Below are 15,841 nucleotides of genomic sequence, written 5' to 3' on the forward strand. Positions count from 1 at the left end.
CAATAAAATATGTCAAAAACCAACCAGCCGACTAATTACCCGGCACTGTACACACTTGTACTTGTATTTTTTTTCTGGGGTTTTATTGCTGCCGGCAATAGTATCTTCATCCCTTTTTGTAAAAACTATTTTTCTCTTGACCAGTTTCAGTCTCAGTTAATAGATTTTGCATTTTATACCGCTTATTTTCTGGGAGCATTATTGCTTTTCATATTCAGTACCATAAAAGGAATTGATATTATTGGTAAGTGGGGATATAAAAAGAGTATTGTCTATGGGCTATTACTCTCTGCCCTCGGTGCAGCCATCATGATTATTGCCGTTAAAAGCAATGTATATTATGGAATGCTTATAGGTTTATTTGTGGTAGCACTGGGATTTTCTATCCAGCAGACTGCAGCAAACCCTTTTGCAGTTCTTCTAGGAGACCCTAAAACCGGTGCAAGCCGACAGAATCTTGCTGGAGGAATTAACTCGTTTGGTACATCCATCGGACCTATTATTGTTGGGTTGGCTCTTTTTGGAACCACTGCCACAGTAGATGATGACCAAATCAAGCATTTGGCTCTTGATAAAGTAATCTTACTTTATACTGCTGTAGGAGCATTGTTCTTAATAGCTGCCGGAATCTTTTATTTTTCAAAGAAACTTCCTGACGGGATCTCTACTGAACCTATGGAAAAAGCGGGTAAGGCAAGGAAAACACTTGTGGCAATGACTGCTCTTGTTATTCTTTTCTTTATTCCTGTATTTAGCAGCTATAATTCTGAAGAAGCTAAAAGTATTGAGGCATTAAGCCATCAGATAACTGTACTGGAAAGCAGCATAAAAAAGGAAACCAACGCTGCAACAATTGATACCTATCAGGCACAAATTGTTAAAACAAAAACTGAGCTGGAAACAATCAAGCATCCATTAGAGAAAAAGAGAATGATCTATCTTGGAGGAGCTTTGCTTGCGGTAATTGTTTGTCTTGTATTTGCCAATTCAAGTGCAAAGAAAAATGCTGAAGGCTGGGGTGCCATGAAATATCCACAGCTTGTTCTTGGTATGATTGCCATTCTTGCTTATGTAGGTGTGGAAGTTGCCATTGGAAGTAACCTTGGAGAGCTTTTAAGCCTGCCGGAATTTGGCGGACATCAGTCCTCTGATCTTGCTCCTTATATTTCCATGTATTGGGGAAGCTTGATGATTGGAAGATGGACAGGTGCTATTGCTGTTTTTAACCTAAATAAGCAACAACAAACCATTGCCACCATCATCGTTCCTTTTATCGCTTTTTCAGTGATTATTGGTATCAATACAATTGCACAAAAAGATATGTCTCACCTTTATTTCTATGCTATCTGTGTAGCCATTCAGGTTATATTATTCTTAATCAGTAAAAACAAACCTGCTGTAACATTAATTATCTTCGGATTATTTGGAACTGCAGCTATGATTACAGGATTATTGACTACAGGAAATGTTGCTATCTATGCTTTCCTTTCCGGAGGTCTTGCCTGCAGTATTATGTGGCCATCTATTTTCACATTAGCCATTACCGGTTTAGGAAAATATACTGCTCAGGGATCTGCATTCTTAGTAATGATGATTCTGGGAGGGGGTATTATTCCGCCACTTCAGGGTAAACTTTCTGATATTATTGGAATCCACAGTTCTTACGTGATTCCCGTATTGTGCTTCGTGTATATTACTTTATTTGCTTATTTGGCAAAAAAATCTTTATTTAGACAAGGTATTAACGTTGACGTTTTAGAATCTGAAGGTGCTCACTAAAAATATACTACACATATATAAAAAGAAGAGGTTTTGGGCAGGTTTATTACTTGCCCAATTTCTTTTGTTTTACTGTTTTTCAAAATCACCCATGATGATTTCCTTTTTTGAATGGTTCTTTGAATTTCAGAAAGGGCTTCATCAGAGGCTGTTTAGCTGGCTTCCGTTTTCCGTTGGGGACATCATGTATATCTCTATTGGAATTATCCTTATATACAGCCTTATTGCCTCATTTAAGAAGAGAAACAGAAACATATCCATTATCAGGATTCTGATGATCGTAAATATATTTTACTTTACCTATCAGATATTCTGGGGAATGCTTTATTTTCAAATACCAATCATCCATAAACTTTCAAGCCAGGAAAAGCCTGAAATAGAAAAAGCAAAAAGGCTGGCACTCCATTATCTTGAAAAGTGTAAAGCCACCCGACAATCTGTACATGAAGATCGTAATGGAATATTCGTTGTCATTGATTTAAAATCTATACAACAGGAAATATTGAGACAGCAAACTAAGCTCCCTCCAAATATTTCAGATAAAAAAGCAACGCAGGTTCTTTCCATCAAGCCTAGTTTATTTAAAAATGTAATGAGCTTTACGGGCATTTTAGGCTACTACAATCCTTTTACTGCAGAAGCGCAATACAATTCTGAATTACCCTCTACGTTTGTCCCTTTTACAACAGCCCATGAAAGTTCCCACCAACTTGGTTTTGCCCGGGAGCAGGAAGCTAATTTTGTAGGGTATCTGATGGGAATAAATTCCACGAATCTGGATTTAAGGTACAGTACGGAGTATTTTACCTTAAAAAGCCTTTTACGATTTATTGTGGATGAAGATCCTGAATTTGTAAAATCTGTGATTAAGAACTACTCTCCTGCAATGAAAAGAGACCGCGCCTATGAAAGAAACTTCATCTTTAGACATCAGGGATGGCTTGATGAATTATTTGGGTTCACCAATAATCTGTTCTTGCAGAGTAATCAACAGGAAGGTTCGGTTACTTATTCTTACTTTATAGACCTCCTTTTAAACTACGAAAAATAAACAAAAAAAGAATCGTATCAGGCGATACGATTCTAAAAACACAAATGATGAAAAAAAATTTATTACCTTGACTTGTTCCCTCATTCAAGGCGATGTAAAAGTACGACATATTTTATAAATACAAAAACATTTTATTTCTTTTTTGAAACTTTATGAAAACTTTATGATTTTTTAAGTTTTTTTGAGTTCAAAAGGCAATAATATGAATTACAATCAACCCTAGCATTGGGTAGTAAAATAATAACTAAATTATAGTTAAGTTATTAATTTTATACAAATTCAAACATTTGTTTAAAATTTAAATATTCCAGTTATTCCTGATTTTACATAAGAACAAAATTAGAGTTATTGAGATTTTAAATGAAGATATCTCTAACATTTAACCCTTAAGAATTCGCTATATACAAAGCCTTTTTCTAATTCTGAACACTCTAACAAAAAGCGAGCATATTATGCGTTCATGCTTATCAAAAAATAGATATAAAGGATCGGTTTTTCTTCCGTTATCTTTCAAACTGATGGTCGAGTAAAATATTACTGTATAAACAAAAGAGGACTTCTTCCTTTAAGCAAAACATTTCTTGTATTGTTATGGATTATTTTTAAAAACGAGTGATTTATAATATCGGAAAAGATAATCATAAATAATCATTTCAAACACTCGTTGATTCGAGACAAACATCCTGTTAATGTGCATATGAAATATACTTTGAAAAAAATTATGAACAGAACCCTGATGACATTCCATGATACGCTTCAACTCTTCTTCAGAATCCGAGACCTCTGTAATGATACCCTTTCTGAAAATCACATATTCATCTGACCGTAAGAATTCAGAATACTTTAAGATAAATATTCTGTATTTTTTATCAAGTTGACTGTTCAGTTTTTTATCTGCATTAAATTCATTCTTGAATGCTAAGTTATCTTTTTTTACCCAATCCAACTTCACAAAAGACGGTGAACCAATATACTCCAATAGAGTATCAATATAAAAAAGTGATATAATTATTTTATCTTCATCGTCAAAGTGGAGATATTCGTTCAGGATACTGTTACTGCTCTTCCAGAATAAAAACTCAGCCTGCTCAATAGTATCTTTTCCATATCTTTCAATCTCCCGCTGATACGTATCCAATATCAGTCCTGAAATTTCTCCGGAATCAATATATTCCTTTAAGTATTCATTAATTAAGGTAAATATGTTATTGAAATGCGAGGAATCTGAGAGCTCAAAACGAACCCTAAGATGAGACCTGGGATCATTGTAGCGTATAAAAAACCATTTCTTTATCAATTCCTCTTGCAGAAAGTTCTGTAACAATGGTTTTATAGCTTCTTCCAGAATAATATCTGCCGTTTTAATCCCTGTATAAACTTTGATATACAACCATTCACTTCCCGGAATAAATTCTCTTATAACAGTCATCGTTTATTAGTTTTTATAAAGAGAAAACACAAACTGGCAGGCAAAATCATTCTTTTCGTAATGAAGAAATTCTTCAATAGTTACTAATTTTTTAGTTTCTAAAGTATCCATGAATAGTTTTACAGAATCATAATTTTCCAGATTTAATATCAATGTATTATCCAGTTTTACCAATTGTACCCATTGAGGTATCTTTCTTTTATTTCTCCAGATTTTAAATGCGGATAAAAACAAATCTCTATCTTCAGTTTTAGACAAAAATTGGCTCACATCTTCTTTTATGACTTGCCACCGAGCCTTTTCGAGAATAATATTTTTATATTCTACCCTAGGTAAAAAACGGTAGACACGCTTAAGCCCCCCCCAATGAAAACCCAGATCTGAGCAATGAGTCTGAAAATACAGATCAGAAAGGAAATGATAAACCGGTAATGAATCTGATGAATAATTATGTGCATTGGTAAGATAGGGCCTTACCTCTTTATTATGTTTTTGGGAGCGTAAGATGATCTTGTCATTTTTGAGAGAAATATACAGGTCCTCTATGCCAATTTGCTTTTCTTTTGGCAATGTTGAACCAGCCAGATAAGGAATCTCATACTCCCGAAGCAACGGCCTGCGGATTATATTTCCTATCCTTGCCTCCGGAAGATGGACTATTTCTGCTAATATAATATCCGGATTGAGTTCTTTTTCTTTCTCCGCTATGCTTTTTGTATAGTCACTGATATTTGATTTCTCGGAATAAAATCTGGCTGATAGCTCTGCAGCAGTACTTCCTCCACCTCTGTAGAGATGTAATTTTTCTTGCCCTTTATCAGAAAATATTTCACCCATAAAAGATAGAGTATCCGGAATCTGAGTCCAGTTTTCTTCAAAACCTTTAAAATCTTCATCAAAAAGTTCGATAGAATATTGATCTTCCTGTAAACAATCTTGAATTTTCCTGTTTAAAATAACCTGTACAGCATTCAAATTAATCTGTACTTCTTTCTTCTCTTTCGCCTGAGGAATGATAAGATCGTCCAAATAAGGATGTAAAGCCCTCGCAGTATTTCCTTGTTTGTAACCGATCCCAATTTCTGTATCCATGACATAGGCAAGGGAAACCTCTTTTGCATCAAACTTTTCACGAAAGGCTTTTTTAAACTTTTCAAAATCTGACTCTTTACCGGGGGTATTGATTTTATTAAAAAAAGCAACGGCCTTCTTTAATTCTTTTTTCCAGTATATTGGAAGCGTAAATGTATCTTCAAAATACAAGTCAGTTTGGAACAGAAATTTCTTTTCGTAGTCTATCTTAAGTGAACTCATTAACTCTTCCACTTCTTTATACAATTGAGTTGAATTCCCTATCTTCTCATCCAGCTCTTCAAGCTTTCGTTGTATGGACCTCAAAATACCCGCTTCTGTTTCTAGTTCCAGCTCCGTTAAGATTTGAATAATGATATTCAAAAAATCATCTCCGGAAACATTGGGTTCTAATTGACTTACCAATATTTGGTTTTCAATAAGCTCATTGATAAATTCTGCAGCATCGGCCTGAGTAGTTTCCCCTCGGCTCAACATCTGTATAAGTTCGTCTGGTGTTTTCCCATTTTTGGCTATATCCAAAATGTCATCCAGCTCCTGTGACCTGTAAATTGATGAAATTACATATTGCCTTTTCCCCTCAATATATTCGTATTCCACATATCGAATCCTGCGCCCTACAGTATAAATACTTGTATTGGGGAAATACAGCATCTTTTTATGTATTTCAGGTATTTTTACCAAGTTTTGAGAAAGTGCCACCAGAAAGTGCATATCCAGTTTTGTATCTCTTACCCACTTTCGGTTAAATTCACTAGTACCGTTATCATCAAAGACTCCCAATCCAACTCCTGCAAATAGTCCGAATGGTGTGCATCTGGCACTCATCCGATTATAGTATTTCAAAATAGTCTGCCTCAGTTTCTCTTGTTTCTTTGCAGATAAAGATTCCCCTGTCTGCATCCATTTTTCGATTTCTTCATGTAAATAGGGAGAAGCCAAGTAGATAGCTTCAAGGTAAACAGGGTCAGAACAGATCCTTTTCAGGTCTTCATCTGAAAATTTTTCATGGGCAGCCTTTTCCAGAAAATCATTAAAAGGAAATAATGAGGAACGGAAAATATACTGATCAAAAAACTGGTAGGGAAAGCGGGACATTTTATTTTTTAGTATTTTTTTTAGGTTGATAATCAGGATGTCCTAATTGCCAGAAAGCAAAAGCAAAAATATCCCCTAAGCTTGCATATCGCTGTGCCATAGGAATATTACTTCCATGGCCACCTTCATAATCTATTTTTAATAAAACAGGATTATTTGAAGCATTATTTGCCATTAATTTGGCTGCAAATTTAGCTGGTTGCCATACAATCACTCGATTATCGTTAATTCCACCCGTTACTAATGTAGCAGGATATTTTGTACCCTTTTTAATATGTTGGTAAGCATCCATTTCCAATAGATTTTTAAATTCTTTTGGGTCCTTAACAGTACCAAATTCTTTTATATTTCCCTCGCCATTCGGTGTATTTTCAAATCTAAACATATTTGTCATTCCTACTTCAACAATAGCAGCTTTAAATAGATCTGGTCTTTCCGCCATTGCTCTGCCTACTGTAATTCCGCCCGCACTGGTTCCCCAAATAGCTGTTTTATCTTTTGATGTGTACTTTTCTTTTATTAAATATTCTGTACAATCAATTAAGTCTTTCCAGGAGTTGGGCTTTGTTTCTTTATAGCCTCCCAGGTGCCATTTATCCCCTTTTTCTCCGCCACCTCTCACATGGGCAACGGCTACGACACCTCCTTGATTTGCCCATAGTAAATAACTTTTAGCAAAAAAGGGGCTTCTTGAAATTCCATAGGCTCCATAGGCATCTATTAAAGTAGGAGTTGTACCATTTTTATTAAGAGTACTTTTATTATAAATTAGTGATAAGGGGATATCCTCATTATCTCTTGACTCTATCGTTATTTCTTCCACAATAATATCTTTAAATTCAGGATATTCAATGATAGGGGTTAAGTTTTCCGGAGTAAAAACATTCTCTTGTAAATTATATTTGAAGCGTTGTTCTTCATTAAGCCATCCGGAGCAAGTTATCCACAGATCTGGGAAATCTTTTTCTTTAGACTGCAAATTAATATTTCCCGAAGCATACGGTAGCTTTATTGGTAATTCTTTTCCATCCTTATATAAGTAAAGCTTTGCTTCTACACCATTTCTTGTAGTCGTAAAGTAAATACCATCTTTAGTTATTACATAACTTTTAATAACTTCATCCGTTTTTTCAGGAACTAAAATCTCTGGATTTTTAAAATCAGACTGCTTAATGGTCGTTTTACACAGCTTAAAATTTGGAGAATTATATCCTGATAAGAAAATGATTTCTTCTCCTGCTAATCTTACGTAAAATACTTTCTCTTCCTTATTATATAACGGAGTCCAGTTTTTTTCTCCTTTTAATAAGTCTTCTTTTTTTATGACAAAGGTTTTTCTATTATCTTCTACATCTACCAATATTCCAATGTAATATGGATCATCAGCATTGAAAGCTAATATGGCGGGATACTTTTCGGCACTTATTTTTAAATTGGGGTTATTTATGCTGGAAAAAACAACATTTCTCTTGTTTGGATCTTCTCCTATTTTATAAAGAACTGATTCTGTATTTTTAGAAAATAAATCAGAGGTAATATCAATAACAGGGTAATAGATATAGAAAAAACCTGTATTATCTTCTAACCATTTTATTCCTCCAACAGAAGAGGGATTGGTCTGTGAGATAATTTCAGGATAAATTTTTCTGTTGGAAACATCCATTATAATAATTTGAGAAATTTCTTTTCCTTTTTCTGCAACAGATATTGCAAGTTTATTACCATCCCAACTTGGACTTATAAGATTTACAGAATAATCATTGATAGAATTAAGTAAATTATCCTTTAAGTTAGCAGGGTCATATAGTAGCTCTTCGTGCCCATTAATACCATCTTTATAATATACTTTTGCTATTTTTTCATCAGCAGCTTTCTTAAGATAAAAATACCTATCATTAGCTGTAATTTTTAAATCAGATACAATATATTCTTTCCTTTGGTCCAGAACTAATCTTTTTTTTGCATAATAATCACGATTTGAAACTGTACTTAGCATAGCATCAGCTTTCTCTGTTTGTAGTTTCATCCATGAAACTGTTTTTAAGTCTTGAAGATCTTCCAAGTTTCTGTAGGGATCCACAATATTAGTACCGAAATATTTATCTGTTACGGGAAAGGATGGGGCATTTTGCCCTTGTATTTTTAAGAAAAGAAGGATAATTAAAAAAAAGAATTTATTCATTTTAAAGAATTTATCGCCTTCCCGTATCGTTTCCAGTTTGTGACCTACTTCCATTATGAGGACCATTACAATCGCTTGTTAATAGTACAATTCGAGTTCCACCAAAAAATTTCCCAGGATTATTAATTTTAGCGATTTGTATTTTTTCTAAAGATAACTTTTTTTCAGTTTACCTTGTTTTTTTTCATCATTATAAATTTAAAGATCATACATTTTTGTAAATAAAACAATATATTTAATGGGCTACATTGCCCCAATTATCTCTATTTATAATTCTTTATTAGACTATCACTTTGATCCTTTTCAGGTCTTCATCTGAAAATTTTTCATGGGCAGCCTTTTCCAGAAAATCATTAAAAGGAAATAATGAGGAACGGAAAATATACTGATCAAAAAATGGGTAGGGAAAGCGGGACATTTTATTTTTTTAGAATAGGAACTTCAACATAACTGTCATTATACCATTTAATATCCAAAGGCTCTTTGGCATCTGCAATAGTTTCAATGCTTACATCTTTTCCAGTGCCATAGTTGATCTGGGCATCTGGATTTTTCCTAATCCCTAATACAAGGATCAGCTTGCTTCCTTTCTCAATTTTTCTACTGGTAAAAAAAGTATTATGTATTGGAATGCTTTCTATAGTTTGTGGCTTTAAGAGTTGTCTTTTTGTATTATCCTTGGCATAACTTGCCCGTCCAAAGTATTCATGAGACAGTTTAAAGTATTGCCCGGTTGGCAATTTCTCATAGACACTCATGGTAATATCCATATCTTTTTTATTGATAGCAGCTTTCAACTCACCAGTAAAATTCCCTGTTATTGAAACAGGTTCTTCAAAAACACTACTTTCAAAAACAAGGCTGTTTTTAAAATCATAGGCATTGATTGACTCTCCTAATATCTTTTCCTCATCAAGAGCTTGTAATGTATCTTTTCTATCTAGAAAATCAACTGTTTGATGGATAAAATCCAGTTTTGGCTTTACTTGCTGCAAACTTGTTTTATTGAGATATAGTTTCAGTTTCTGATTTCCTATTTCATTAATGCTGGAAGTACTTATCCATTCATTGGATCCCATGGGCTGAAAATTAACTTTGTCTTTTAAAAGCTCAGGCTTTTTCTTTCCTTTAAGAACATAATCAAACCATTGATAAGAGATATCTTCAATATCAATTTTCGCAACAGGGTCTATAGCATAACCTTTATAGTTTCCGCTTATTCCGGAAACAACTCCGGCATGTCCGTAAGGGCCTATCAGTAGATAATGGTCTGCATTTTTGTTATATTTATAATGTTCATTATAATAATACATTGCTCCTCTTTGATCTGCATCATAATATCCGGTAAGTGTCAAAATCGGAATATTGATTTTAGCAAAATCTTTTTTATTAGGCATTTTAGATTTCCAGAATTCATCAAAAGAAGGGTGCTTTAACCAATTTTGAAAAATAGGATTAGACTCTCCATAAATACTGTCTAATTTATTGAAAGCTACTCCACTTTTATAATAAGAGTTGTATAAAGACATCCATTTTCTCTCATCACTAAACAGATTATAATTTGTAACTTTTCTTGCATAACTAAGCCATCGCAACATATAAGGGCTAAAGCAATTGTTAAATATAGGAAAGTCAACTCCAAAACCTACCGATGCAGTAGGAATGATGGTCTTCAAAGCAGGATGAAGATTTTTAACAGCAGCCCATTGGCTGAAACCGTCATAACTTCCTCCAATCATGCCTACCTTACCATTATTCCATGGTTGCTTGATAATCCAATCTATTACTTCGTTTACATCTTCTATTTCAAATTCAAATGGAGAAACTTGATCATGACTCAAATAAACACCTCTACTATAAGCATAGACTACAGTATAGTCCCTCATAGCCCCAAGTTTTTCAATATGATTGAACCCTCCCCTGTTATAGATACTGAAATTGAGTATGGCAGGAGCCTGTTTTTCGCCTTTCTTATATTTAATGACTCTTAGTGCAATTTCATTCCCTTTTTTTGTTTTAATGGTAATACTATCATTAATATCGAATTGCTGTTCATCTATTTTTTTAATTAAAGAATGCGCTGTTTTGTGGGTCTCTTTTGCAATAATATAGGACGTATAATAACGGCATAGTTTGATACCATCCGAAAGAGAGATCGTATTGTCTTTAATGTCATTTTTTATAATCTTCAGCATATTCTCCTTAAGGTCAGCTTCTGAATTGGTAAAGAAGCGCCCCAGATAAATCTTAGATCGTTCTGATACGGAGTTTATCTTTTTATTAAATATATTTTCATATTTTTTTTGATAGGAAATTTTTTCAGAATCTAGTTGCGACAATGCATATAATTCAAATGCCAGCCCTACAACTTCCCTATAATCCAGATTGGCATTTTGAGGATCATCCTTTATCTCATTTAAATAATAAAGTCCTTTTTCATAATCTCCGCCAAGAATATACAAGCGAAAAATGTTATCATAAAATTTAATTTTATCATTACTTTTATAAACTTGCAAAATTTCCTTGTTGAGCTTTTTTATATTATTGTCAAAGGAACTGCTTTCAATATTTTCATCCGTTTTGAATATGAAATTCTGTGAGTGATATTGCAAAGAAAACAACCCTATTAATAATAAGATTGTTTTCTTTAAGATATTATAAACTTGTAAGCTTATCATTCTGTTGTCCCCACCTGACAATATTTACTTGTTGTTGTATCCCCGTTTGTTACATTACCCTCAAACAATTGCTCTCCTCTTCCTCCTCCTTTAATAGAATTCAGTCTGGTATGTTGAATTTTTTTTAACGATAACTTTTTTTCCTGTTTAGGTTCTTTTTTCATTATTGCTTAAAGTTTTAAATTTTAAATATGATCATAGGCAAAATAAATCAATTTGCTCAACTCATCAAAGAACTCAATGCCTAAATTGATAAATTTCGTATGTTAAAAAAACATAAATGATTAATTTTCAATAACTTAAATTCAATCTTGTTTTTGTAGTAATTTTATATAATAAGACGGTAAGGTCCCGGTTATTTTTCTAAATGCATTAGAAAATGACTCTGAATTATTATATCCTATATCATCTGCAATTGCTGCAATTGTATGCTTTCTTATTTTCTCGTTATGATTCAATTCTTCAACAATATAATTAATTCTTAATTCATTCAGGTATTGTGAAAAATTCTTCTCCTTAAGTTCATTCACTGATTTTGATAAATAATCCCGGTTGGAACCAAAATCTTTTGCAAGACTATCTACAGTAATATTTTTGCGTAAAAAACCTTTAGTTTTCTCAAACTCTTCCAGTTTCATCTTGATATCCTGTAATTTTTCGTCTGAAAGTATACTTTTAACTTTCTGTACTTTTACATCATTCTCTACCTTAATAACACTTGGAGCTAAGGAAACTTCGGCAGCCTTTGATTTTTCCAATAGCTGATCAGCCTGTTTTTTATATTCCTTTACCTTTTTCCTGTTGCGACTAAATAAGAACAATAAAATACCTATAATTAAGAAGCCACCACCCAGAAAGATGTAAAGCACAGAATTTTTATTACTTAAATCATCAATCAGTGCTTCCTTTTCTTCCAATAAAGCAGGGGTATCATATTTTTTATATATTTCTTTTGATAAATATTGCTTACTGTTATTCATAATACTGTCAGCTACAAACAGTTTATTAATGAACTTCAGCTGATTTTCCTTATCTCCTTGCTTTTTATAGTAGTCTATTAAAACCTCATACCCATTTCTTGTTACCGGATCAAACTTTTTGGATATCGACAAAACAGAATCAGCCTTGATAAAATATTGTATCCCCTTTTCTTCTTTATTAACATCATTATTAATCTTTCCTAAGAAATAATAGGTAATCCCAAGATTCCAAGCATCATTGTTCTTAATAAATTTCTGTTCCGCGTCTAAATGATTTTCTTCTGATTTTTTATAGTTCTTTAGATAATAATTAGCAATACCTGAACCTGATATAAAATAAGGATAGTGAGTATAGTCCTTATATTTTTCACATTCTTGAATTCCCAGATTGATATAATGCAGAGCATTTGTATATTGTTTGCTTCTATTATAGCAATTGGCTACTGAAAAAATAGCACCAATATAGCTTTTCACATTTTTATCAGCAGTAGTCATTCTTTTCTTTTCATACTGATAATACTCCAAAAAAAGCGGTAGTGCCTCTTCATTTTCATTGGTCGCCAACTTCAAGATACCAACCAATTTTTTGATATAATAAAATTGCTCAGGATTTTTATCTCTGGATAAATCACGTGCCTGAACATAATGGTTCAATGCTTCATCATACTTAAATTCATAATTTAAAAGAATACCTTTAATAATATGAGCTTTTGCAGGAAATTCTGTATTATTTACCTTTTGAGTTAGTGCCAACAGCGTATCAGCATAAGGATGTCCGTTCTCAGACTTTAGGCCTTTACTATAGGCCAGCTTATAATACCCATCATAAATAAGGTCATTATTCTTTTCCCTTTTTCCTTTACTTAGGATACTATTAGCGTATACTTCTGCCTTATCATTATCGATCCGAAATACTTTCTCGTAGGCTTTCTGTAATTGATCAGCATTTTTACTTTTTAAAGAATCTGGTATATGAAACCCTTTTATACTCTGAGAAAAATATAAATGCGTCATGAGAACCAACATGAAAACAATAAAACCCTTTTGCATACATCATTTTAAAATACAATAATACATATTTTTATTTTTAGCATCACAAATATATCAATCAATTAATCGTATTGAAAATCAAAAACTTACAAAACAGCACCATTCCAAAATTTGCAAATTCAGGATCATACAAACCCTGAATTTGTAAATTCCGATATGCTTTACTTGAATAATAAGGAACACAAATGCATCTTTGCTTCAGGTAAAAACACAATGATTTATCATTTGTATGTGTACAGTACATATGATAAATATTAAAAGCTGATCAGCACCTTCCTGCGCCAAGGATATTTATGGCAAGCAAAATATTAATTTTAAAAATTAAAAAACATGAAAAAGTTAACAGGAATGAAGAAAGGGTTTTCTTCTTTGGAAAACAAAAAACTAAAAAGAGACGATTTAAAATCAGTTAATGGTAGTCTAAAGTCTTATGCTATCGAATCTAGTGCTGCCGTTACAACGCCAGGATGCTTTGAAGCAGACCATTATACATCTAATGGAGGTGATTATATTGGTAGACTAGAAGTTTGCTAAGCATATGAACAAGGAAAAGGGAGGGTGAATTTCCCTCCTTTTCTTTCCATATTATTAAATTGAATTATTTATGAAAAATTATTCACCATTAATAAGATATAGTCTTTCTCTTCTCATTTTATTATTCCTTGTTTCTTGTAAAAAGAATTATATTACTTATTATAATAAAGTAAACGAGATCGACAGTACATACAGGCTGGCCAATAACCCTAAACTCGCTGTAAAAGAGTATCGGGAAATTTTCAAAGAATATGTTCCCAAAAATCAGGATCGTATTGAAGAATATGCAACTTATATTACTCTTGCCGACCAGTATCATGAAGATTTTGGTGGAAAAGAAAGTCTTTATCAATTCATTTCGCTGATAGCTCCTGATGGTGATGAATATAAAAAATATTTGCCTCTTTTTAATAAATATGGAATAGACAATGCTTCTGTAGAACAAAAAATAACAGAATGGAAACAAGGACTAGATAAAAAACTAGTTGATTCTTTCAGGGTTGCCCTGATACGGGATCAGGCAGGACGCCCCCTTGATACCGCATTGACCAGAAAAAATGTAGAAAAAAACGCAGAGTTACTTATATGGACCTTTAAAAATTATGGATTCCCAACGCCTGAGAAAATAGGATGGTTTCCTATGCCAACCTTTATCACCCATATGGTTGAATCCAAAAAACACTATCCTTTTATAAAAGAAAAATTACTGGAATATGTAAAATCGGGAGATTGCTCACCTCGTGATTATGCACGTATGGATGACACCTACCTAGGGTCTCATAAAAAGATCACACTCTATGGGTTTAACATGATTTCTGTAAAAGACAGCGCACAAACCGACCGTAACCGGAAAAGCCTGGGAATCCCAAGCCTGAAACACAGTGCCAAAATAAGAAAAGATTTTTTTAAAAAAATTAAACAAAATGATACTCATCATATCGAATAACGGAGATTCTACGACTACAAAAGTCATCAAATATCTTTCAGCAATGGGAAAGAAATTTATTCGTGTGCATGAAGATGAGTTCTTTGAAATTAAAACAGATAAAAAAAGAATTTATCTGTTGAGTGACAGAAACAGATTTTTTCTGGATGAGATTGCAAGTACATGGTACAGAAGAGGAGGATTAAAATTCAAACGTTTACACTATGACAATGATGCCACCAACCTCCATATGGATGAACATCAACACTGGCTGGAAGATTATGTGATAAAAACCTTGGAATCAAAAAAAAGCATTAATAAGCAAAGCAACAATCACGTCAATAAACTCCTAGTTCTAGAGCAGGCAAAAAAAATAGGATTAAACGTTCCAGAATATTTTTTAGCTGAAAATACGGATGAAGTCATTATTAATAAAACAATTACAAAACCCATTACAGAAAATGTGATATTAGATTCTGTCAATAAAAATTTGAACGGTATCATTTACACTTCGGTAGTACAAGAAAAAGAGAAAAAAGATTTTTTCATTACATTTTTCCAGGAAAAAATTGAAAAGGATTTTGAGATACGAAGCTTTTATCTGGGAGGGAAAATATGGTCTACTGCTATCATTTCTCAAAATGATGAACAGACTAAAACTGATTTCAGAAAATATAATTATAAAAAACCCAACAGAAAGGTACGGTACCAGCTTCCTGAAAATATTGAAGAAAAAACACATCAGCTTATGCAATCGCTGGACTTAAGCTGTGGTTCAATAGACTTTATAAAAAGTGGAGACATTTTCTACTTTTTGGAAGTTAATCCTACAGGCCAATTTATAGGGCTGTCGGAGATCTGCAACTACTCATTGGAAAAAGAAATAGCAGAATATTTATGAAAAAATTGTTTCGAGAAGAAAAAAATAAATTACCTCTTACTTTCAAATTTATTGAGAAGTTTGGTACTAAAAAATCTAATGATAAGAACAGTATTTCCATCAACTATATAAAGTGTGAACTCTATCAAACAGATTATCTTAT

Annotated in this window: 12 protein-coding genes; 5 read left to right on the forward strand and 7 right to left on the reverse strand. The window is 32.9% G+C overall.

Annotated elements, in window-relative coordinates:
• The first annotated feature begins 9 nt into the window (after positions 1 to 9).
• Together SCA31_RS18565 and SCA31_RS18570 are read left to right on the forward strand one after the other, a co-directional pair.
• Positions 10 to 1,779 (forward strand): MFS transporter, encoded by a 1,770-nt coding sequence (locus SCA31_RS18565; RefSeq protein WP_410698524.1) that lies wholly within the window; start codon positions 10 to 12, stop codon positions 1,777 to 1,779.
• Positions 1,780 to 1,873: 94 nt separating this feature from the next.
• Positions 1,874 to 2,830: a DUF3810 domain-containing protein gene (locus SCA31_RS18570; protein WP_410698525.1), complete on the forward strand. Its 957-nt coding sequence runs from the start codon at positions 1,874 to 1,876 to the stop codon at positions 2,828 to 2,830.
• A gap of 589 nt (positions 2,831 to 3,419) precedes the next feature.
• Here SCA31_RS18570 and SCA31_RS18575 read toward each other — a convergent pair.
• From SCA31_RS18575 to SCA31_RS18605, 7 genes are all read right to left on the reverse strand, one after another.
• The gene (locus SCA31_RS18575) at positions 3,420 to 4,259 is read right to left on the reverse strand and encodes a thiopeptide-type bacteriocin biosynthesis protein (RefSeq protein WP_410698526.1); all 840 of its coding nucleotides are present in this window, start codon (positions 4,257 to 4,259) and stop codon (positions 3,420 to 3,422) included.
• Between the two features lie 6 nt (positions 4,260 to 4,265).
• Complete coding sequence (locus tag SCA31_RS18580; protein WP_410698527.1) at positions 4,266 to 6,449, reverse strand: lantibiotic dehydratase family protein; 2,184 nt, start codon at positions 6,447 to 6,449, stop codon at positions 4,266 to 4,268.
• Between the two features lies 1 nt (position 6,450).
• On the reverse strand, positions 6,451 to 8,631 hold the full coding sequence (locus SCA31_RS18585; RefSeq protein WP_410698528.1) for a prolyl oligopeptidase family serine peptidase: 2,181 nt from the start codon (positions 8,629 to 8,631) through the stop codon (positions 6,451 to 6,453).
• A 280-nt stretch (positions 8,632 to 8,911) separates the two neighbouring features.
• Positions 8,912 to 9,049 carry a hypothetical protein gene (locus tag SCA31_RS18590; protein ID WP_410698529.1) on the reverse strand — a complete coding sequence of 46 codons (138 nt, stop codon included), beginning with the start codon at positions 9,047 to 9,049 and terminating at the stop codon, positions 8,912 to 8,914.
• 1 nt (position 9,050) lies between these two features.
• Positions 9,051 to 11,309, reverse strand: coding sequence for a CocE/NonD family hydrolase (locus tag SCA31_RS18595; protein WP_410698530.1), 2,259 nt, complete (start codon positions 11,307 to 11,309; stop codon positions 9,051 to 9,053).
• Positions 11,306 to 11,473: a hypothetical protein gene (locus tag SCA31_RS18600; protein WP_410698531.1), complete on the reverse strand. Its 168-nt coding sequence runs from the start codon at positions 11,471 to 11,473 to the stop codon at positions 11,306 to 11,308. Before SCA31_RS18600 ends, SCA31_RS18595 begins: the two co-directional genes overlap by 4 nt.
• 141 nt (positions 11,474 to 11,614) lie before the next feature.
• Positions 11,615 to 13,339 (reverse strand): helix-turn-helix domain-containing protein, encoded by a 1,725-nt coding sequence (locus SCA31_RS18605; RefSeq protein ID WP_410698532.1) that lies wholly within the window; start codon positions 13,337 to 13,339, stop codon positions 11,615 to 11,617.
• Between the two features lie 330 nt (positions 13,340 to 13,669).
• Here SCA31_RS18605 and SCA31_RS18610 point away from each other — a divergent pair, with 330 nt between their 5' ends.
• From SCA31_RS18610 to gwsG, 3 genes are all read left to right on the forward strand, one after another.
• Positions 13,670 to 13,873, forward strand: coding sequence for a TIGR04139 family peptide modification target (locus tag SCA31_RS18610; RefSeq protein WP_410698533.1), 204 nt, complete (start codon positions 13,670 to 13,672; stop codon positions 13,871 to 13,873).
• 70 nt (positions 13,874 to 13,943) lie between these two features.
• On the forward strand, positions 13,944 to 14,819 hold the full coding sequence (locus SCA31_RS18615) for a hypothetical protein (protein ID WP_410698534.1): 876 nt from the start codon (positions 13,944 to 13,946) through the stop codon (positions 14,817 to 14,819).
• Positions 14,797 to 15,699 (forward strand): grasp-with-spasm system ATP-grasp peptide maturase, encoded by a 903-nt coding sequence (gene gwsG, locus SCA31_RS18620; protein ID WP_410698535.1) that lies wholly within the window; start codon positions 14,797 to 14,799, stop codon positions 15,697 to 15,699. Before SCA31_RS18615 ends, gwsG begins: the two co-directional genes overlap by 23 nt.
• Positions 15,700 to 15,841: the final 142 nt, after the last annotated feature.

Origin of the sequence: Chryseobacterium sp. SIMBA_028 (assembly GCF_046535285.1) — a bacterium.
Lineage (GTDB): Bacteria > Bacteroidota > Bacteroidia > Flavobacteriales > Weeksellaceae > Chryseobacterium.

Coding starts and splice junctions, on each gene's coding strand:
- SCA31_RS18570 (WP_410698525.1), top strand. CDS start 1,874: ATGATTTCCTTTTTTGAATGGTTCTTTGAATTTCAGAAAGGGCTTCAT.
- SCA31_RS18600 (WP_410698531.1), bottom strand. CDS start 11,473: ATGAAAAAAGAACCTAAACAGGAAAAAAAGTTATCGTTAAAAAAAATT.
- SCA31_RS18575 (WP_410698526.1), bottom strand. CDS start 4,259: ATGACTGTTATAAGAGAATTTATTCCGGGAAGTGAATGGTTGTATATC.
- SCA31_RS18605 (WP_410698532.1), bottom strand. CDS start 13,339: ATGCAAAAGGGTTTTATTGTTTTCATGTTGGTTCTCATGACGCATTTA.
- SCA31_RS18580 (WP_410698527.1), bottom strand. CDS start 6,449: ATGTCCCGCTTTCCCTACCAGTTTTTTGATCAGTATATTTTCCGTTCC.
- SCA31_RS18610 (WP_410698533.1), top strand. CDS start 13,670: ATGAAAAAGTTAACAGGAATGAAGAAAGGGTTTTCTTCTTTGGAAAAC.
- SCA31_RS18615 (WP_410698534.1), top strand. CDS start 13,944: ATGAAAAATTATTCACCATTAATAAGATATAGTCTTTCTCTTCTCATT.
- SCA31_RS18595 (WP_410698530.1), bottom strand. CDS start 11,309: ATGATAAGCTTACAAGTTTATAATATCTTAAAGAAAACAATCTTATTA.
- SCA31_RS18585 (WP_410698528.1), bottom strand. CDS start 8,631: ATGAATAAATTCTTTTTTTTAATTATCCTTCTTTTCTTAAAAATACAA.
- gwsG (WP_410698535.1), top strand. CDS start 14,797: ATGATACTCATCATATCGAATAACGGAGATTCTACGACTACAAAAGTC.
- SCA31_RS18590 (WP_410698529.1), bottom strand. CDS start 9,049: ATGTCCCGCTTTCCCTACCCATTTTTTGATCAGTATATTTTCCGTTCC.
- SCA31_RS18565 (WP_410698524.1), top strand. CDS start 10: ATGTCAAAAACCAACCAGCCGACTAATTACCCGGCACTGTACACACTT.